Source organism: Vreelandella glaciei (assembly GCF_013415125.1).
Lineage (GTDB): Bacteria > Pseudomonadota > Gammaproteobacteria > Pseudomonadales > Halomonadaceae > Vreelandella > Vreelandella glaciei.
The window spans coordinates 124,197-144,296 of the sequence record NZ_JACCDE010000001.1; the positions used below are offsets into that span (position 1 = coordinate 124,197).

General features: G+C 55.2%; 18 protein-coding genes and 1 other RNA gene. 15 read left to right on the top strand and 4 right to left on the bottom strand.

The window, feature by feature from the left end:
* Window positions 1-25: 25 nt before the first annotated feature.
* The 4 genes from HZS80_RS00585 to HZS80_RS00600 all read right to left on the bottom strand — a co-directional run bounded on the left by HZS80_RS00585 (window position 26) and on the right by HZS80_RS00600 (window position 3,189).
* Entirely contained in the window at window positions 26-598 is a 573-nt protein-coding gene (locus HZS80_RS00585; RefSeq protein ID WP_035566292.1) for a BON domain-containing protein, read from the bottom strand.
* Window positions 599-683: 85 nt separating this feature from the next.
* Window positions 684-1,274, bottom strand: coding sequence for a phosphoheptose isomerase (locus HZS80_RS00590; protein WP_008958676.1), 591 nt, complete (start codon window positions 1,272-1,274; stop codon window positions 684-686).
* 48 nt (window positions 1,275-1,322) lie between these two features.
* Entirely contained in the window at window positions 1,323-1,694 is a 372-nt protein-coding gene (locus HZS80_RS00595) for a YraN family protein (protein ID WP_082072592.1), read from the bottom strand.
* Window positions 1,684-3,189 (bottom strand): penicillin-binding protein activator, encoded by a 1,506-nt coding sequence (locus HZS80_RS00600; RefSeq protein ID WP_008958678.1) that lies wholly within the window; start codon window positions 3,187-3,189, stop codon window positions 1,684-1,686. Before HZS80_RS00600 ends, HZS80_RS00595 begins: the two co-directional genes overlap by 11 nt.
* A gap of 114 nt (window positions 3,190-3,303) precedes the next feature.
* On the opposite strand from HZS80_RS00600, the gene rsmI reads away from it, so the two are divergent.
* The 15 genes from rsmI (at window position 3,304) to ftsA (ending at window position 20,099) form a co-directional block, all read left to right on the top strand.
* Window positions 3,304-4,161: a 16S rRNA (cytidine(1402)-2'-O)-methyltransferase gene (gene rsmI, locus HZS80_RS00605; RefSeq protein ID WP_179914829.1), complete on the top strand. Its 858-nt coding sequence runs from the start codon at window positions 3,304-3,306 to the stop codon at window positions 4,159-4,161.
* A gap of 32 nt (window positions 4,162-4,193) precedes the next feature.
* Window positions 4,194-4,564: RNase P RNA component class A (gene rnpB / locus HZS80_RS00610), an RNA gene on the top strand.
* Window positions 4,565-4,631: 67 nt separating this feature from the next.
* Window positions 4,632-5,600 carry a 16S rRNA (cytosine(1402)-N(4))-methyltransferase RsmH gene (gene rsmH / locus HZS80_RS00615; protein WP_179914830.1) on the top strand — a complete coding sequence of 323 codons (969 nt, stop codon included), beginning with the start codon at window positions 4,632-4,634 and terminating at the stop codon, window positions 5,598-5,600.
* Window positions 5,601-5,602: 2 nt separating this feature from the next.
* Window positions 5,603-5,938: a cell division protein FtsL gene (ftsL, locus tag HZS80_RS00620; RefSeq protein WP_035566282.1), complete on the top strand. Its 336-nt coding sequence runs from the start codon at window positions 5,603-5,605 to the stop codon at window positions 5,936-5,938.
* Window positions 5,935-7,641 carry a peptidoglycan D,D-transpeptidase FtsI family protein gene (locus HZS80_RS00625; protein WP_179914831.1) on the top strand — a complete coding sequence of 569 codons (1,707 nt, stop codon included), beginning with the start codon at window positions 5,935-5,937 and terminating at the stop codon, window positions 7,639-7,641. Before ftsL ends, HZS80_RS00625 begins: the two co-directional genes overlap by 4 nt.
* Before the next feature lie 18 nt (window positions 7,642-7,659).
* A complete protein-coding gene (locus tag HZS80_RS00630) occupies window positions 7,660-9,153 on the top strand; it encodes a UDP-N-acetylmuramoyl-L-alanyl-D-glutamate--2,6-diaminopimelate ligase (RefSeq protein ID WP_179914832.1) in 1,494 nt (497 codons plus the stop codon).
* The gene (locus tag HZS80_RS00635; protein WP_179914833.1) at window positions 9,153-10,505 is read left to right on the top strand and encodes a UDP-N-acetylmuramoyl-tripeptide--D-alanyl-D-alanine ligase; all 1,353 of its coding nucleotides are present in this window, start codon (window positions 9,153-9,155) and stop codon (window positions 10,503-10,505) included. Before HZS80_RS00630 ends, HZS80_RS00635 begins: the two co-directional genes overlap by 1 nt.
* 14 nt (window positions 10,506-10,519) lie before the next feature.
* Window positions 10,520-11,602 (top strand): phospho-N-acetylmuramoyl-pentapeptide-transferase, encoded by a 1,083-nt coding sequence (gene mraY / locus HZS80_RS00640; protein WP_008958685.1) that lies wholly within the window; start codon window positions 10,520-10,522, stop codon window positions 11,600-11,602.
* A 58-nt stretch (window positions 11,603-11,660) separates the two neighbouring features.
* Complete coding sequence (gene murD, locus HZS80_RS00645; protein ID WP_179914834.1) at window positions 11,661-13,049, top strand: UDP-N-acetylmuramoyl-L-alanine--D-glutamate ligase; 1,389 nt, start codon at window positions 11,661-11,663, stop codon at window positions 13,047-13,049.
* A complete protein-coding gene (ftsW, locus tag HZS80_RS00650) occupies window positions 13,046-14,224 on the top strand; it encodes a putative lipid II flippase FtsW (protein ID WP_179914835.1) in 1,179 nt (392 codons plus the stop codon). Before murD ends, ftsW begins: the two co-directional genes overlap by 4 nt.
* A gap of 33 nt (window positions 14,225-14,257) precedes the next feature.
* A complete protein-coding gene (gene murG, locus HZS80_RS00655; RefSeq protein WP_281662130.1) occupies window positions 14,258-15,355 on the top strand; it encodes an undecaprenyldiphospho-muramoylpentapeptide beta-N-acetylglucosaminyltransferase in 1,098 nt (365 codons plus the stop codon).
* Between the two features lie 53 nt (window positions 15,356-15,408).
* A complete protein-coding gene (gene murC, locus HZS80_RS00660) occupies window positions 15,409-16,821 on the top strand; it encodes a UDP-N-acetylmuramate--L-alanine ligase (protein WP_179914899.1) in 1,413 nt (470 codons plus the stop codon).
* On the top strand, window positions 16,818-17,759 hold the full coding sequence (locus HZS80_RS00665) for a D-alanine--D-alanine ligase (protein WP_179914836.1): 942 nt from the start codon (window positions 16,818-16,820) through the stop codon (window positions 17,757-17,759). The genes murC and HZS80_RS00665 overlap by 4 nt, the downstream gene beginning before the upstream one ends.
* Before the next feature lie 24 nt (window positions 17,760-17,783).
* Entirely contained in the window at window positions 17,784-18,497 is a 714-nt protein-coding gene (locus HZS80_RS00670) for a cell division protein FtsQ/DivIB (RefSeq protein WP_179914837.1), read from the top strand.
* A 312-nt stretch (window positions 18,498-18,809) separates the two neighbouring features.
* Window positions 18,810-20,099, top strand: a complete 1,290-nt coding sequence (gene ftsA / locus HZS80_RS00675; RefSeq protein WP_035566259.1) for a cell division protein FtsA — start codon at window positions 18,810-18,812, stop codon at window positions 20,097-20,099.
* The last annotated feature ends 1 nt before the right edge of the window (window position 20,100 follow it).

A 20,100-nucleotide genomic window follows, 5' to 3' on the forward strand; every position in this document is an offset into this window, starting at 1 on the left:
AGCTGGCAATGAAAGGGTGTACAGCTTAGTCGAGGTAGTCAAACACCTTGACGATTCGTTGTACGCCGCCAACTGCGGAGGCTGCATTAACGATGCGGTCGGCTTCTGCACGCGTCACGCTGCCCATCAGGTAAACGCTGGCGTTTTCTGTAGTCACTTTTAGTTTAGAAGAATCGATGTGGTCATTAGTTGCTAGGTGGCTGATGACGTTGGTGGTTAGCCATGTGTCCGTCAGGCGCTGGCTGGCCGGTAGGCGAGCGGCAATGGTGAGTTCGTTATGAATTTCATTGACCCCGCGTAAGCTGGTGGTGACTTCGCCCGCCATAGCGCGAAGCTCTTCACTAGGCACTTGTCCCACCAATAGCACCACACCGTTATAGGCATGGGCGCGGATACGGGCGTCGCCGAGTCGCGCATCGGCGCGCTCAAGTGCGTCGTCAACTTCACGCTCTATAGTGGCATCAATGGCTTCAACGTCGTCGCTACGTTGGGCATAGTTTGACTGATTGGAAGCGGAGTTATTGGCACAGCCGCTGATAAACATTACCGCGCAAAGCGCAGCAGCGATAAAACCGCGAGAGGAGAGGTGCTGGGGCATCGGTATGACTCCTTGGTGCTAGCTAGCTGTTAAAAATTAATCGAAGTCCGTTTATGTTAACGCTATAAACAAGGACTACTGGTGTTTAAGCGCTGCCAAACAGTTGTTCGTCGATAAGGTCGCATAGGCAGTGAATTACCAAAAGATGAACCTCTTGGATGCGCGCCGTCGAGGTGGCAGGAACGCGGATTTCACAATCATCCTGGCCTAGCAGTGAGGCCATGTCGCCGCCATCGCGACCGGTAAGGGCGACAACGGTCATATCGCGATCATGCGCCGCCTGGATAGCTTGTACAATATTGCCTGAATTGCCGCTAGTTGAGATAGCCAGCAGTACGTCGCCCGGTTGGCCCAGAGCACGGATCTGCTTTGAAAATACCTCATTATAGCTATAGTCGTTGGCGATAGACGTTAGCGTGGATGTGTCGGTGGTGAGCGCTAACGCAGGCAGGCTTGGCCGTTCACGTTCGAAGCGGTTGAGCAGTTCAGAGGAGAAGTGCTGGCTGTCGCCTGCACTGCCGCCATTGCCGCAGCTAAGTATTTTTCCTTCGCTAACAAGGCACTGCACCATCATTTGGCTTGCCACTTCAATAAAGGGCGGAAGCACTTCGCTGGCATACGTTTTAGTGTCGATGCTGGCGTTAAAGTGGCCGAGTATCCGAGATTGAAAGTCCATCAGGGCTTCCTGGTTAAATTAAAGTGTAAAGACCGTTTTTAAAGACAGTCAAAAGGCATCAAAAGCAGCTTTCACCCAGTGAAAATCAAGATCGGGGGACTTGCCAGTAATCGCCAGGACATCAAAGCGGCATGGCGATGAAAGTCCACCGCGAGCGATATATAACCTGGCCGCACGAACCAATCGCTGCTGTTTCTGGTGGGTGACCGTTTCTAGAGGATGGCCATAGCGCGTCGTAGTGCGATGTTTAACTTCGACAAAGACGAGAATATCGCCATCTCGCATTACCAAGTCAAGCTCACCCCCTTTCACGTGATGATTTTGCGTGACGAGGGTGAGTCCCTGTTGGCGCAGCCATTGAGCAGCTATCTGCTCAATGGCGGCACCACGGGCACGAGCGGTATGGGCGTTATTCGTCACTGACGTTACGGTTAGGGATCAAAATAGGCGATGGAACACCGTTTTGGAATTTTGCCCAAGGCAGCTCACGGTAAATGCGGCCGTCGTCGTTTAAGTAAAGCATGCCGGTACTGCCGTTCAAGCCGTTGAGCTCGTTAAGATTTGAGAAGCGAATTGCCAGCTCGTAAGCATCAACACCCATGGCCATTAGGCGGAACATAGAGGCATCCGATTCATCGCGTAGGCTCTGATAGGTTGATGCAAAAGGAAGCGCTTCTTCACCACCAACCGCAGCATCGGGGATTTGCCAGGGGATATCCATAAACATGACATCGTTTAAATCTTGATCAAGGCGCGTTTGCAAGCGGCCTTCATGTAAATGCGATGTGGCATAAATTGGCAGATCAGGGGCGTAATAATAGTCCATGGTGGGCGGCACTTGGCGCGCATATTCCGGTAACGCGAGTAGGAAAAGTGCGTCAATATTGCTTAGGCGGGCGCGTTCGCCGCTGACATTGAGAGCGGTTTGTACCGCATTAGAGACTGAGCTATCAGGGTTGTAGCGTACGGCGTTGGCAACTTCACCGCCTTGGCTGTGCCACTCATTCCAAAAGGCTTCACCTACGCGGCGCCCCCAATCGTTATCAGGCACCATCATGGACATTTGGCGGTGGCCATCCTGCCACGCACGGCGAGCTGCTTGGCGTGCTTCATCTTCAGCGGAGAGGCCGTACTGGAATAGCCGCTGTGCTTGGTTGTTATCGCCACTGCCATAGTTGAGCGCCAGCGTAGGAAGGGGAACACTATCGCGTTGCTCTAGCTGGGTGACTTGGCTTTTATCTAATGGGCCAATCATTAGCTGCGCGTTCATTTGCTGGGCGCGGTCATAGAGCTCATCAAGTGAGTAGCGCGACGCGTCGAGAAAGCTGAGTTCGGTATTGCCCCCTTTAACATCATGGTGCTGACGCATGGCGGTGGCGATGGTGTTAGCGACGCTGCTAAGTGGGCCAGATTCGGGCAGTGCAACCACGATACGGCGTATTGCCTGACCTTCAAGCTCAGGCAGTGCGACCGTTACCGCGCCAGGTTGGTCAAGCGCTTCACGAGCCCAGCGCTGACGCTCTGCAAGCCTCTCTTGCTGGCTAGCCTGCATTGGCAGTTCGTCGTCGAGTACTTGTGTGGCGCGTAACACGGCGCGTGGTTCATCCAGGGCGCGGGCAAGTTCGGAAAATAGCAACGCCCAGCGCACACGGTCAGGTTCTGATAGCAGGCTTTCATCGATTCCGTCGGCGGTTTCAAAGGCTCTGTCGCGCTCACCCTGCCTCGCCAGAATGTTGGCTGCTTCCAAGCGCGTTTTAGCTGCTTGTTCGGGTGCCTGCTGTTCCGCTTGGTTGAGTAATTGACCTGGGTCTTCAACAGGCACGCGGTCTACCACGCTTGGCGACTGCATCGCACAGCCAGCAACGAGAAATGCCACAAGGGCAGCGGCGAGTAAGCCACGTAATGACTGTTTCATGTATCCTTCCTTAAGTTTCCATTTGCGCTGTCGCTGCTTGCCAGCGATTGCCGAGGCTACGGCACAAGCATAGCGCACCGATAGAGCAAGCCATCAACGAATTGAGAGTCAACAATGCCAGACCATAATCCGGGTACATTGTACGTGGTTGCCACGCCAATTGGGAATTTGGACGACTTAACCGCACGTGCCGCTCGGGTGTTAGGGCAAGTCGCGCGGGTTGCAGCTGAAGATACCCGCCATAGCGGCCGCCTGTTGGCGCACTTAGGCTTGAATAAGCCGATGATCTCCTTACACGAGCACAATGAAGCGCGTCGTGTGGATACCTTGGATAGCTATCTCGCCGCAGGAGAAGATATTGCCTTAATCAGCGATGCAGGAACACCGTTGATTAGCGATCCAGGTTTTGTGTTGGTTCGTGAGCTGCGGGCGCGAAACCGCCATATCGTGCCTATTCCTGGCCCTTGCGCGTTGATTACCGCTTTGTCGGGAGCGGGCTTGCCGACAGATCGCTTTGTATTTGCTGGCTTTCTACCTGCCAAGCCAGGCGCTCGCCGCCAAGCACTCGATGGCTGGAAAGCCCGTGAAGAGACGTTGGTGTTTTACGAGTCGCCTCACCGTATTGTGCACACCCTTGAGGCGCTGCAGGAGCAAATGGCCGGGCGGGATGTGGTATTGGCACGTGAGCTAACCAAAACTTTTGAGACATTTTTGCACGGAACGCCTGAGAGTTTGCTTGAGCAGTTGGCGGCTGACCCTAATCAAGCTCGCGGCGAATTCGTCATTATTGTGGCTGGCGCTCCGCCGGTTGAGCAGAGTGAACATCAGAATATATCAGCGGAGGTCTTGCTAGAGGCACTGCTGGCAGAGGGCGTGGGCGTTAAGCAGAGCGCTGCGATTGCCTCGCGAATGCTCGGTGGTCGCAAGCAAACTTGGTACGCTCGTTTGCAAGCAATTAAAGGCGAGCATTGAGGCAAGTCGAGGGCGCTGGTATGCTTGCCGCCGGAGTTGGCCAGACAGTCGCCGCTAATACCCCTTAAAAGGTGTTGGGGGAGGAAAGTCCGGGCTCCATAGGGCAGAGTGCCAGGTAACGCCTGGGCGGTGTGAGCCGACGGAAAGTGCAGCAGAGAGTAGACCGCCTAAGCCCCTGAAATAAACCTCTGGGGCCGGTAAGGGTGAAAGGGTGCGGTAAGAGCGCACCGCGCGCCTGGTAACAGTGCGTGGCATGGTAAACCCCACTCGGAGCAAGACCAAATAGGGACCCAATGGCGTGGCCCGCGCTGGGTCCGGGTAGGTTGCTTGAGCGCTGTGGTAACGCAGCGCCTAGAGGAATGGCTGTCCACGACAGAACCCGGCTTATCGGCCGACTCCCCCATTTCCACATCAGGGCGTGCATGCACGCTCTTTATTACGTTGTCTCTAACATCTTGTGTGAGAAAAAAATGCCTTCTCCTGACGCTGAACAGGTTGCTTCCCGCTTTCGCCATACCAGCGTACTACTGGAAGGTGCTATTGATGCCCTGGTGCATGACGATCAAGGCGTCTATTTAGACGGTACTTTCGGGAGAGGCGGTCACTCACGGGTAATTCTTGACCGTCTGAGCAAGCAAGGTCAGTTGCTCGCCATGGATCGCGATCCTCAAGCCATTGCCGCAGCAGCTGACATTGATGATGCGCGTTTCCAGATTACTCAACGTGAATTTGCCCAGCTTGCCGAATTTGCCCGTGAACAAGGCGTGTTCGGTAAGCTTTCAGGGGTGCTGCTTGATGTAGGCGTTTCCTCCCCTCAGCTTGATGATCCCGAACGCGGTTTTAGTTTTATGCGTGATGGCCCGCTGGATATGCGCATGGATCCTACCCAGGGCCAAAGCGTTGCTGAATTCTTGGCGCGTGCCAGTGAAGCTGATATTGCCTACGTATTTAAAACCTACGGTGAAGAGCGTTATGCCAAGCGTTTAGCCCGGGCGGTGGTCACTCGTCGAGTCGAGAAGCCCTTTACCCATACGGTGGATTTGGCTGAAGTCCTTAAAGTTGCTCACCCCGCCTGGGAAAAAGGTCGTCACCCAGCCACCAAAGCGTTTCAAGGGCTGCGTATATTCGTCAACGGCGAGCTTGAGCAATTAGACAGTGCGCTTGATGCGGCGCTTGAGGCGCTTGCCCCCGGCGGTCACTTGGTGGTTATCAGTTTTCACTCGCTGGAAGATCGCCGTGTGAAGCGTTTTATCCGTCATCATGTGCGCGGTGACACTGACCTTCCGCGTGGGGTGCCTATTCGCGACGATCAAATAAATCGGCGTCTTGAGGCGTTAGGCAAAGGCGTGCGGCCAAGTGAGGAAGAAGTGGATGCTAATCCTCGCGCACGAAGTGCCGTCATGCGGGCTGCACGCAAACGGATGTCATCACGGATGTAATCATGAGCATGGATCGGATTGAGCAGTGGGCAACCACGCTACGCGCCGAATGGCCTTTCAAGCTACGCCTGCGCGCCTGGCCAGTGGTTATTAGCCTGTTATTTTTACTCTGCATGGCCTCTGGGTTAGCTGTTGTCATTACTACGCATATGACGCGGGTGCAATTTGCTCAGCTGCAACAGCTAGAGCAAGAAGAGAACCAATTGCAAACAGAGTGGGGGCAGCTACTGCTTGAAGAGGGCGCCTGGTCAACGCCTGCTCGTATAGAACAAATTGCCACTGAGCGCCTGGGCATGCGAATCCCCGATGTCCATGATGTTGAGGTGATTAGGCCATGAGAAGCGAGCGTCGCGGAGGCACCTCTCGTCAGGCCCCGATTGCACCTCCTCTTGGAGGTGGTCGGTTCGTATTTATTTTATTGGCGATTGGTTTGGCATCCGCTATTTTAATCGGCCGCATTACGCTGCTTCAGGTTATTGACCGCCCCTTTCTGCAAAGCCAGGGGGATGCACGTACCCTCCGCCATGAAGCGATTCCCGCCCACCGCGGCATGATTACCGACCGTAATGGAGAGCCACTGGCTATTTCTACGCCAGTCGTCACACTCTGGGCGAACCCCCAGGAGTTGCCCGAGGATGCCATACAGCGCGTTATGCTAGCCCAGGCGTTAGGGATGACGCTGGATGACTTTGAGTCGCGTGTAGCACGCTTTAGTGAGCGTGAATTTATGTATTTACGCCGCCAAATGACGCCCGCCGCGGCTCAGCAGATCCTTAATCTACGGACCCCCGGTGTCTATCCCCAGCGTGAATACAAGCGTTACTATCCTGCTGGCGAAGTGGCGGCGCAATTATTGGGCGTCACCAACGTTGATGACATTGGGCAAGAAGGTTTAGAGCTCTCCTATCAGCCCTATTTGGCAGGCCACCCTGGGCAACGGCGAGTGATTAAAGATCGCCGTGGGCGTCTGGTGCGTGAGCTTGGCGTGATTAACGAAGCCCAGCCGGGGGGGAAGCTCACCTTGGCTATTGATCAACGTATTCAGTATATGGCGTACCGTGAGCTGCGTGCGGCAGTCGCTGAGAATGAGGCTGATGGTGGCGTGCTAGTAATGATGGATGCGCGCACGGGGGAAGTGTTGGCTATGGCGAACCTGCCCTCCTATAACCCTAATAACCGGGCAGGACTCGATCCGCGTGGGTTGCGTAACCAAGCTCTGGTGGATGTATTTGAGCCTGGTTCGGTCATGAAGCCGCTGGCCATGGCAGCTATTTTGGAAAGCGGGGTGGTAGACCGCGATGTCATAGTGGATACATCGCCCGGTTGGATGCGGCTGGACCAATTTACAATTCGCGATTTTCGTAACTATGGTGAGTTGGATCTGGCCGGTATCCTGGAGAAATCATCGAATATCGGTATGTCACGTTTAGCGTTGCAACTGAGCGATACCGCTATTTGGGAAAAATATAACCAGTTAGGATTAGGGCAAGCGCCCGGTACAGGTTTTCCTGGTGAGTCAACGGGTAGTTTGCCCGCACCGGTGCGCTGGTCGCGCAGTGAGCGAGCAGCGCTCTCTTATGGTTATGGACTCTCTGTTTCCGCGGTGCAGCTAGCGAGTGCTTACACGGCGTTAGCTAATGATGGTGTTCGTTTGCAGCCCTCTCTTTTACGCCTTTCTGAGCCCCCTCAGGGCATTCCTGCTATATCGCCCACGGTTGCGAATGATCTGCTCAATATCTTGGAAACCTCGGTAGCCGCTTATACCGGTGGTCGGCGAGCCCGGGTGGAAGGTTATCGCGTGGGAGGGAAAACGGGCACCGTACGTAAGACCGGACAGCAAGGCTATACCACCGATGCTTATCGCAGTGTGTTTGCGGGGATTGCGCCTATTTCTGATCCGCGTATTGTCACTGTAGTCATGATTGATCACCCCAAGGCTGGCGAATTTTATGGTGGTGCTGTCGCCGCCCCGGTTTTTTCCAGCGTAACGGGTAATGCTTTGCGCTTGTTGGATGTTCCGCCGGATCACGATGCTGAGTAGTTTTTCTAAGGAGTTTGCATGACGCTGAGTTCAGTCGATGTGGTGTCGGCGCTTGCGCACGTATGGCCTAATTCACCACTGCCCGTCGATTTGCCTGAGCTGCCGGATCTAGTACGCATAGAAATGGATTCCCGCAAACTACAAACGGGCGATGTTTTTGTGGCAGTGCCGGGCAGTCAGCGTGATGGCCGCGATTTTATTGAGCAAGCGCTCAATGCGGGTGCTGCGCTTGTGTTAGCGCAAGGCGAGCCCGGTCAGGTGCTGCTTGAAGGCCGCGTGCTGAAACTGCCGCATCTTTCGGTGCGCTTGGGTGAGTTAGGGCGCGCCATGTTTAAAGTGCCTAATGATCTTGAAGTGATTGGCGTGACCGGTACCAACGGTAAAAGCTCCGTCACTAATTATATCGCTGCACTTAGCGAGACATTAGGAACGCCCACCGGACTGATTGGTACGTTGGGTGTAGGGCGTCCCGGTGAGTTGCGCGATAGCGGCTTAACCACGCCTGGCGCCTTAGCGCTGCAGGCGACACTGGGTGAGCTTGCCAGCCAGAGTGTGCGGCGTGTGGCGCTTGAGGCCTCTTCCCATGCGCTGGATCAGTACCGCTTAGAAACGGTAAACGTAAGCGTAGGCGTGTTTACCAATCTGACGCGCGACCATTTGGATTATCATGGCAGCATGGCCGCCTATGCAGCATCCAAAGCGAAGCTTTTTCGGCGCTCGGAGCTCCGTCTAGCGGTAGTCAATGGCGATGACCCCTTAGCACGCTTAATGCTGGCAGGTTGCAACAGTAATGTACGGGTGCTGGCGACGGGTAAAGATGAAGCCGTTACCTTGCGCGTGCTGGACTGGCAGCCCTCTGAGCAGGGGCAGCAGGCAATGATTGCGACTCCCGAGGGCGAGAAAATGCTTAGCTTAGGTTTAATGGGGCGTTTTAATTTAGATAACGTGCTGTTAGCGATGGCTGTGTTGTACGGATTAGGCGAATCACTCGACGACCTCTTCTCAGCCGCGTCTTCGCTGACGCCGGTGCCGGGCAGGATGGAGCGCTATGGTGGTGACGGCACGCCTACCGTGGTGGTGGATTATGCGCACACGCCGGATGCGCTTCATAGCGCGTTACAAGCGCTGCGTGCCCATCTGGGTGATGCTGGCAAATTGTGGTGTGTATTCGGCTGCGGGGGAGAGCGCGATACAGGTAAGCGAGCCGAAATGGCTAAAGCTGCCGAGGCGCTGGCAGACCACATTATCGTTACCGATGATAATCCTAGGCACGAGTCCGCTGAGCAAATCCGCCAACAGATTTTGTCTGGGTTCTCTGACACCGCGAACCCTATTGAAATCGGGGATCGTCGTGAGGCTGTGGCCACCGCTATTAAGCAGGCGGCTTTACAGGATGTCGTGCTTATCGCCGGAAAAGGCCATGAGGCGTATCAGGATATCCAGGGAGTGCGCCATGCCTATGCCGATAGCGAAGAGATCCAGCGTGCCTTTGCTGGGCGGAGAAGTCACTAATGCAGTGGACACTTGGCCAGCTCGCCTCTGTGCTGGGTATTGAGGCGCCTGTTGATAAAGCGCAGCTGTTAGTCAGTTCAGTCGTTACCGATAGCCGCAAGATCGAGTCTGGCTGCCTGTTTGTTGCCCTTAAAGGCCCTCGCTTTGACGGTCATGATTTTGTTGCGCTTGCCAGCGAGCTCGGTGCCGTAGCGGCATTGGTCGACGCCCCCGTTGCTGCCGACTTACCCCAGCTGGTGTGCCCGGATACACGTTTGGCCCTTGGGCTGATTGCCGGCGCGCACCGGCGCGCATGGCATGGCCCCGTGGTAGCCGTCACCGGCAATAGCGGTAAGACGACCGTTAAAGAGATGTGTGCTGCTCTGCTAGCGCCTTTAGGCGACGTATTAGCCACTCAAGGTAATCTGAATAACGACTTTGGCGCGCCGCTGACCTTATTGCGATTGCGGCCGCATCATCAAGCCGCGGTGATCGAGCTGGGCGCTAATCATTTAGGTGAAATCGCCTGGACAGCCCCGCTGACCAAGCCCGATGTGGCGATTATCACCAATGTCACCGGTGCCCATGTGGGCGAGTTCGGTGGCATGGGGCAGATTGCCCAGGCGAAAAGTGAATTACTGGTCGGGCTGGGCGAGCAGGGTACTGCTGTTCTGAATAGGGATGATCACTATTTTACGTTTTGGGCTGCTTGTGCGGCTCCGCGGCGGGTGGTGAGCTTTGGTTTTCACCCCGAGGCGGATGTGAGCGCCGCAGCGCTTTCCTGTGATTCGCAAGGGCGGTATGCTTTCACGCTATTTCAGCATGGTCGAGCGCTGGGCCAGGTGCGTTTGCCGTTACTGGGCAAGCACAATGTCAGTAATGCGTTGGCTGCTGCAGCTGCAGCATTAACGCTAGGCGTGCCGGAAGAGCAAGTGATATCACGCTTGGAATCGCTGCAAGCGCTTGCCGGTAGGTTGGCCGTGGTATCCGGATGGCGCGGTGTCACTGTGCTGGATGACACTTACAATGCCAATCCTGGCGCGGTCAAAGCGGCCCTGGATACCTTGGCCAGCTTTCCTCCGCCACGCTGGTGTGCGTTAGGGGCGATGGGCGAACTGGGGGAAGCATCGGCTGCGCTGCACGCCGATATCGGCCGCTATGCCGCCGAGCTTGGTATTGATGAGCTGTTAACGCTGGGCGAGGCCGCACGTGCCGCCAGCGAAGCCTTTGGTCGTGGGCTGCACTTTAACGATCACGAGACGCTAACGCGTTATGTCACTCATACTTTGCCGCCTGACACTACGTTGCTGGTGAAAGGGTCGCGCAGTGCGGGCATGGAACATGTCGTTAATGCACTGCGTTCGGATAAATAAGGTAAACGCCGTTCATGTTACTTCACTTGGCGAATTTTCTGTCGCAGTACCAATCTGATTTTCAGGTCGTTAACTATTTAACCCTTCGCGTAATTTTAGGCGCTCTCACGTCGTTAATGCTCTGTTTATGGCTGGGGCCATGGATGATTCGGCGCCTCGTGGAAGGCCAGATCGGGCAATCCGTGCGTGACGATGGGCCGCAATCCCACCTCTCAAAAGCGGGCACCCCCACCATGGGGGGGGCAATGATTTTGCTGGCCATTGCCATCAGCACCTTGTTATGGGGTGACTTAACCAATCTCTATATCTGGGTGGTGCTGGGTGTCACGCTCGGCTTCGGCGCCATCGGCTGGGTCGATGATTACCGCAAAGTAGTGGAAAAAAATCCACGCGGTTTACCCGCTCGCTGGAAGTATTTCTGGCAGTCGGTGGTGGGTTTGGGGGCGGCGCTGTTGCTCTATTTAACCGCCTCCACGCCGGTCGAGACCAGCCTGCTGGTGCCGCTGTTCAAAGAGGTGGCTCTGCCGCTCGGTGTCTTCTATATCGTGCTTACCTATTTTGTGATTGTAGGGAGCTCCAACGCCGTCAATCTAACTGATGGCTTAGATGGCCTGGCTATTATGCCGACGGTGCTCGTGGCCATGGGCTTATCGGTATTCGCTTATGCCAGTGGCAACACCGTTTTCGCCGAATATCTGCATATTCCGTTTATTGCCGGAACCGGTGAATTAGCCGTGTTCTGCGCAACGATTGCTGGCGCTGGGCTGGGGTTTTTATGGTTTAACACTTATCCCGCCCAGGTCTTTATGGGCGACGTAGGTGCCTTGGCGTTAGGGGCTGCGCTGGGGGTGGTAGCCGTGATCGTACGCCAGGAGATTGTGCTGTTTATCATGGGCGGTGTTTTTGTCATGGAAACAGTGTCGGTCATCCTTCAGGTGGGATCCTACAAGCTCACCGGGCGTCGCATCTTCCGAATGGCGCCTTTGCATCATCACTATGAATTGAAAGGCTGGCCTGAGCCGCGGGTCATTGTCCGCTTTTGGATTATTACCGTGGTGCTGGTGCTGCTTGGCCTCGCAACGCTCAAAGTTCGTTAATGCATCTGACCATGAGTGCATCGACGGATCGTTGGCATGATGCGAGAGGGAGCTTGTAATGGTTCAAGTAGCTAAGGGAGTAACGCTGGTTGTCGGGCTGGGGCTTTCCGGTCGGGCTATCTGCCGTCATTTAAGTCGCTTAGATGTACCTTACATGGTAGCGGACACGCGGGCCGAACCGCCGGGGCTTGATGATTTTCGCACTGCGCATCCCGGGGTGGAAATTCACTGCGGCTCGCTTGCCGCGCTGGATCTGCGCGATGTGGAAGAGGTGGTGGTAAGCCCTGGGCTTGACCCGAGAATGCCGGGCTTGAAAGAGCTGGCGGATCAGTTAAATCCTCGCACTGGGGAGCCGATGGTAGTGGGTGAGATGGCCCTGTTCGTGCGTGCCGCAAAGGCGCCCATCGCAGCGATTACCGGTTCTAATGCGAAGTCGACGGTGACCACGCTGCTCGGTGAAATGGCAGCGGAGGCAGGCGTGAATGCGGCAGTGGGTGGTAATTTGGGCACCCCCGCGTTGGACTTGTTGGCCAGCCACCCGGATGCCGCGCTCTATATCCTTGAACTCTCGAGCTTTCAGCTGGAGACGACACCTTGTCTGGGGGCGAGCTGTGCCGCGTTCCTGAACCTGTCCGAAGATCACCTTGATCGTCACGGTGATATGCACGGTTATCGAACTGCAAAACAACGTATCTTTATCGGTGCCCAGCACGCGGTGGTGAATGGGGATGACCCTCTGTCATGGCCTGACTATCCCGTTGACCAAGTGGCCTACTTTTCCCATGACGCTCCGGTGGAGGGCCAGTGGGGGCTGGCGCGTGATCAAGGTAAATTAATGCTGATGCAGGGCGACACCCCCTGGTTGTCCATTGATGAGTTAAGCATGACTGGGCAGCACAATTACCTTAATGCACTGGCTGCGCTAGCGATGGGGCAGGCGTTAGGGTTTGCAGCGGCGCCCATGTGTCGCGCACTGCGTGACTTTAAAGGGCTGGCACATCGCAGCGAAATGATAGCGCGTATCAACGATGTCACCTGGGTTAACGACACCAAGGGCACCAATGTGGGCGCTACTCTGGCAGCCATCAATGGCATTGGCGCTACGCTGGAAGGACGTTTGATTTTATTGGCAGGCGGGGTTGGTAAGGGCGCGGATTTTACCCCGCTGGCCGAGCCTTTGAAGAAGTGTGCGCGTCATGTGCTGCTGTTTGGGTTGGATGCTCCGCGATTGGCGGAGGCGTTGGATGGTCACGTGACGACTCAGCAAGTAGACGATCTAACTCAGGCCATGCAAGCAGCGTTTAAAATCGCTCAGCCTGGAGACTGTGTGCTGCTATCACCTGCCTGTGCAAGCCTGGATCAGTTTGCTAATTACCAAGAACGTGGCGAGGTATTTCGCCGTTGGGTGCATCAACAGGCAGCGTCCACTACTGGGGGAGCGTCATGAGCCGGCTTCAGCGTCTGCGTACTGTTCTTACCACGCGTGATTTGCCTTGTGATATCTGGCTGGTGATGGCGGCAGTAGCCTTAGCGGGTTTGGGCTGGGTAATGGTGAGTTCCGCTTCAATTGGCTTACTGGAAGATACTTACCACTACTCCCGCCAGCACGGCATTTTCCTAGTACTCGCTATCATGGCATGTGTATTTATGCTCTGTGTGCCGCTGGAAGCCTGGCGCCAGAATGCTGCGCTTATTCTGCTCGCCTCTATCTTTCTGTTGTTTCTAGTACTGATTATTGGCCAGGAGATCAACGGCAGTAAGCGCTGGATAGCGTTGCCGGGGCCATTGCCTAGTTTGCAGGTCTCTGAATTTGCCAAAATTGGGCTGATTTTTTATATGGCGGCATTTATGTCGCGTTTTACCTACGATTTGCGACGGCGCGCATTCAGCATGTGGCGCCCATTAGCCGTGCTGGCGGTTCCTGCCGGGCTGCTGTTTCTAGCCCCGGATTTTGGCGGCATGGTGGTCTTTACCGTTTGCGTTATCGGTATGCTGATGATGAGTGGCGCATCGCTAGTACTGCTTGTGGGCAGTGGCGCGCTGCTTGGCTCAGGGGCGGTTATGATGGTGGTGATAGAGCCCTATCGACTGGCGCGTTGGACTAGTTTTCTTGACCCCTGGGCAGATCAATTTGCGACAGGTTACCAATTAACCCAGGCGCTGATTGCCTTCGGGCGAGGGCACGTGACTGGCACCGGCCTGGGCAACAGTGTGCAAAAACTACACTACCTGCCGGAAGCGCATACCGATTTTATCTTTGCGGTGATCGCCGAGGAGCTCGGAATGATCGGCGCGATTATTGTCGTGCTGCTGTTTACGCTATTTATTGCGCGCGCTATGTGGGTAGGGCGCAAAGCGGAGATGGCCGGGCATCTTTTTGGCGCTTATGTAAGTTACGGCATCGGGTTTATTGTGGCTGCGCAGGCGTTTATTAATATGGCGGTAAGTTCCGGGCTGTTGCCAACCAAGGGTTTAACATTGCCGCTAATGAGCTATGGCGGTTCAAGTCTATTGGTGACTGGCGTGATGGTGGGGCTGCTGCTGCGCACGGATGCCGAAACGCGTCACCGCCCCCGGGCGTCCACCCCGTATAAATCGCGCCATGAACCGCGTTTATCGTAACGTTATGCCGCTTGGTGCTATCAGGAGTTTGATGTGAAGACTAATGTTAGGCGACGAGTGCTGATAATGGCAGGTGGCACCGGCGGCCATGTGTTCCCGGCGCTTTCCCTCGCCAACGCACTGCAGAAGCAGCAGGTGGATGTTGAGTGGCTGGGCAGCCCCAGGGGGATTGAGAACCGTCTGGTGCCTGAGGCGGGTATTAGATTGCATACTATTGCCATCAGCGGGCTGCGCGGTAACGGCATAACCGGCTGGCTAAAGGCGCCGCTGAATCTCACCCGTGCAGTCTTAGAAGCGCGGACGGTGATTCGAGAGTTCAAGCCGCATGTCGTGGTTGGCCTGGGTGGCTTTGCCAGTGGCCCCGGCGGGTTGGCGGCTTGGTTGACGCGCATCCCCCTGGTTATCCATGAACAGAACGCTGTGGCAGGGCTGACAAATCGTGTTTTATCGCGACTGGCTAAGCGTACCTACGCCGCCTTCCCAGAAGCCTTTGGCTCGCGCGCCGAAGTGATTGGTAATCCCGTACGTGACGATATTGCTGCCTTGGGTAGTACACCGCGGAATGTTGATGAGCTCTCTGCACGGCCACTGCGTCTGCTAGTGGTGGGGGGCTCGCTTGGCGCAGTGGCACTAAACGAACGCTTGGCGCCAGCGCTTGCTGCACTGCCTGTTGAGCAGCGACCCGAGGTCCGCCATCAGGCGGGTAAGGATCGTGATGTTGCGACTGCCGAAAATTATCAGCAGCACGGCGTAAACGCTGAGGTTAGTCCCTTTATTGATGATATGGCTGCTGCTTATGAGTGGGCCGATTTAGTGGTATGCCGCTCTGGTGCGCTCACCGTGGCCGAGCTGGCCGCCGCCGCCAAGCCTGCATTGCTGGTGCCTTTTCCCTTTGCGGTCGATGACCATCAGCGTATCAACGCGCAGGTGTTAGTTAAGGCGGGGGCCGCCAAGTGCGTTGTACAGTCTGAGCTGACGGTTGAGCGTTTAAGCGACTTTTTAAATGAATTGCTCGTCCCCAATACCCTGGCTGCGATGGCGGCGAACGCCCGTCAGGCCGCGCATTTGGATGCGACTCAGCGCTTGGCTGAAGGGTGTTTGGCGATGATAAAGCTAGGAGATTCTGCGTGATCGATAAAGACAAACCCACGACACCCTCACGTGGCACTCCCGCTGGCCCAGGTATGCGTCGCATTCGGCGCATTCATTTTGTGGGTATAGGTGGCGCTGGTATGTGCGGTATCGCAGAGGTGCTAACCAACCAGGGCTACATCGTCAGCGGTAGTGATATGAAAAACTCTTCAGTCGTCGAGCGACTGCGCCAATGTGGTGTATGCGTGGCGATTGGTCATGCTGAAGCAAACGTAGAAAGCGCTGACGTGGTGGTGGTGTCTAGCGCAATCGATGAAACCAACCCTGAAATTCGCTGGGCCCACGAGCATCGTGTACCGGTCGTGCGCCGGGCTGAGATGCTCGCCGAGCTGATGCGCTTCCGTCACGGTATTGCCGTAGCGGGTACCCATGGCAAAACCACCACGACCAGTTTGACGGCGACCCTGCTGGCAGAGGGGGGGTTAGACCCGACCTTTGTGATCGGCGGCAAGCTGACCAGCGCCGGTACTAATGCTCGCCTGGGCGAGGGCGACTACCTTGTTGCCGAAGCCGATGAGTCCGATGCCTCATTTCTGCACCTGCAGCCAATGGTATCCATCGTTACCAATATCGATGCTGACCATATGGCGACCTATGGCGGTGATTTTGAGCGGCTGAAAAGTACCTTTATCGAATTTCTGCATAATCTACCGTTTTATGGCCTGGCGGTGCTGTGTATCGATGACCCGCATGTCCGTGTGCTGTGCGATCAGGTGAAGCGGCAATTTGTGACCTATGGGTTTGATAGCGATGCTGACTATCGCATTGTCGATTTTGCCCAGCGCGAAGGAGAAGTTTCGTTTACTGCGTTACGCCCAGGTGGCGCTGAGCCGCTAGCGGTACGCTTGGCCATGCCTGGGCGGCACAATGCTCTCAACGCCATGGCGGCGATTGTTGTGGCTACTGATGCAGGCGTCAGCGATAGTGCAATTTTGAGTGGGTTGGCGAGCTTTGCAGGCGTGGGTCGTCGGTTTCAGGTGCATGGGCATTTCCCTGCACCTAAAGGCGGCGGCGACATCATGCTGGTGGATGACTACGGTCACCATCCGCGTGAAGTCGACATGGTTATTCAGGCCGTTCGCGCTGGGTGGCCCGAGCGCCGCCTGGTGATGCTTTACCAACCCCATCGCTATAGCCGTACCCGCGATTTGTATGAAGACTTTGTACGCGTACTTTCCCAAGTCGATACGTTGGTGCTGCTCGATGTTTACAGCGCCGGTGAAGCTATTATTCCTGGTGCCGAGGGGAGAACCCTGGCCGGGTCGATTCGCCAGCGTGGAGAAGTCGACCCACTCTTTGTCGAGCATAAGCACGAGTTACCGGTGCTGTTAGCCAATGTGTTACGGCCAGGCGATATTTTAATTACCCAGGGTGCTGGTGATGTGGGGGGGATTTCCCTGCGTCTGGCACAGGCACAGCTAGCGATGAACGAGGTAGATCTGTGAGCGTTGACGTAACAAACCCTGAGTCGCACGGAAAAGTCGTTGTCGTTTACGGCGGTACGTCTGCTGAACGCGAGGTATCGCTTAAAAGCGGGGCGGCAGTACTTGAGGCCCTTCAGCGTAAGGGCATCGATGCCTGTGGTTATGACCCCCGCGACAACGGCCTGGTGGGATTAGAGCAGCTGGCTCCTTCGGTGGTCTTCGTTGCCTTGCATGGACGCGGCGGTGAAGACGGCACGCTTCAGGGGGCGCTGGAGCTGCTCAATATTCCCTATACCGGGAGTGGCGTGCTTGCCTCAGCGTTGGGTATGGATAAGCAGCGCACCAAGCAAGTATGGAGTGCGGTTGGCTTGCCGACGCCAGAGAGCATCATGCTGGATGCCGGTTCGGATTGGTCAGCCGTGGTCGCTCAGCTTGGCTTGCCGCTGATTGTGAAACCCGTGCATGAAGGCTCAACGCTAGGTATTAGCATTGTCAAAAGTCAGGCGGCGCTTGAGGCTGCGTATCACGAGGCAGCACAGTTCGACGCCCGCGTCATGGCTGAGCGCTTTATCGTCGGCGACGAATACACGGTTGCGCTGCTAGGCGATCAAGTGTTGCCAGCGATTCGGGTTGAAGTCCCGGGCGGTTTCTATGATTACGAAGCCAAATATATCGCCAATACCACGCAGTACCATTTGCCATGTGGCCTGGCAACGGAGCAGGAAGCAGCGCTGGCGGATCTATGCCAGCAGGCATTTGCCGCCATCGGCGGGGTAGGCTGGGGGCGTGTTGATGTGATGCACGATAGCGAAGGGCGTTTCTGGCTGTTGGAAGTTAATACCGTGCCTGGGATGACCGACCATAGCTTGGTTCCCCAGGCAGCGGCACATGCGGGTATCTCTTTTGACGAGCTGGTGATGGAAATATTGAATACCGCTGGCAGGCAGTTATCGCTATGACGAGTTTGTTATGAAGGGTGCCTTATGAAAAGGCGTAATGCCTGGTTGGGCGTTATTCTATTAGCCTTGCTGATGGGCGCCGGTGGCCGGGCGCTTTGGCTGTGGTTAGATCGCCCTATTGAGCGGGTGTCTATTCGCGGTGAGTGGGAATACGTCAGCGCCGACTATCTGCGTACCCAGCTGGCGCCCCTGGTGGTCGATGCCACCTGGCTTTCGGCGGATCTGGGTGAGTTGCGTGACCGCGCCCTGCAAGTCGGCTGGCTAAATGAAGTGCGAATTACGCGCGAATGGCCGAATGCGTTAATGTTTGAGCTCATTGAACAACAGCCCGTCGCACGCTGGAATGATGATTTCTTGCTTAATCCTGAGGGAGAGCCTTTCGCATTTGCACCATTAAACCCGCCTTCGGGTTTGCCTGATATGGCGGGTCCTGTCGGTAGCAGCGAGGAAGTGTTGCAATACTATCATCGGCTGTTGCCGCACTTTACTCAGTTATCACTTGATCTTACACAACTTCGTTTAGAGCCGCGTGGGGCTTGGCGGCTGCAATTAAATGACGGCGCTTGGGTGATGTTAGGGCGTCGTCAGCACGAAGTTCGATTGGCGCGTTTATCTGCTTCTTGGCAAAGGGAGTTGTACTCTCTTGGTGATCAGATCCGCTATATAGATCTCCGTTACCCTAATGGTGTCGCCGTAGCGTGGCATGGAGAAAGTGAATTTGCTGTGCAAGATGAGTAACTCTTCTATTACTTGATGCAAATAAGGTGTAAAAGTGAGTGGTTGCCATCGATGAAAAAGCCAATAATCGGCTTTAAATTGCTTTCAATGCCTATTATTGTGGGTTCGTACTAGTCGTATTACGACTATTGTTTCTATACTATGGGCCAGATGATGGTTAAGTGGTTTTAAATTCCAGCTATTTGTACTTAGTCAGTAACTGAGAAAACCACTGTTTATTTTGGGTAGTACGCCTTCAATGTTAAGCGTTGGATTAAGCGTCACCCTATTAATATTTATTTTTAACAATGACGCAAGGAGATTTCCCGACTCATGGCAGGCTCACCCAACGCATCCAATATGGTGGTCGGGCTGGACATTGGAACGTCCAAGGTCGTCGCGATAGTCGGTCAACCCACCGATGACGGCGGAATTGAAATTGCCGGTATTGGCTCGCACCCCTCGCGCGGAATGAAGCGCGGTGTTGTGATCAATATTGAATCAACGGTGCAGTCTATCCAGCGGGCCGTTGAAGAAGCCGAGTTGATGGCTGGCTGTGATATTCATTCGGTATATGTTGGCGTTGCCGGTAGTCATATCAGTTCAATGAACTCTGATGGTGTCGTGGCTATTAAAGAGCGAGAAGTGACTCCCTCTGATATTGAGCGCGTTATTGATTCTGCTCGTGCCCGCGCTATCTCGGAAGGTCAGCGCGTATTACATGTACTCCCGCAAGAGTTTTCAATTGATGCTCAGGGAGGAATCCGTGAGCCGCTGGGCATGTCCGGCGTGCGTTTGGAAGCTCAGGTGCATTTAGTCACGGCTGCGTTGAATGCTGTTCAGAATATTGAAAAGTGTGTTCGTCGCTGCGGATTAGAAGTAGATGCTATTATTTTAGAGCAGCTTGCCTCAAGCATGGCCGTACTGACGGAAGATGAGCGTGAGCTGGGCGTCTGTATGGTGGACATTGGTGGCGGCACCACCGACATGGCAATTTTTAGTGAAGGTGCCATACGTCACACGGCGGTTATACCTATTGCGGGCGACCAAGTCACTAACGATATTGCCATGGCCCTGCGAACGCCAACCCAACACGCTGAAGAGATTAAAGTTAAATATGCTTGCGCGCTAACTCACTTAGCGTCAAGCGATGAAATGATTAAAGTACCTAGCGTAGGTGATCGTCCTGCGCGTGATCTATCGCGTCAAGCGCTCGCTGAAGTGGTAGAGCCACGCTACGAAGAGCTATTTACGCTAGTAAGAGATGAATTGCGCCGAAGTGGCTATGAAGACATGGTGGCTGCTGGGATTGTGCTTACCGGTGGAACTTCGCGCATGGAAGGGGTTAGCGAATTGGCGGAAGAGATTTTCCACATGCCCGTTCGTATCGCATGTCCACAGAATGTAAGAGGTTTGGCGGACGTCGTTTGTAACCCCATTTATGCGACGGGGGTTGGTCTGCTGCATTATGCCTTGCAGGAAACGCGTCATGGGCAAGGTCTAAGAAGCCACGGGGGAGTGGTTGCAGCCCATAAGGGTCGCAACGAGCTTGCCCGGCGTGATATCAAGGAAGACCATTCGGCGCTGGCAAGAATTAAAGGCTGGTTCAAAGGAAATTTCTGAC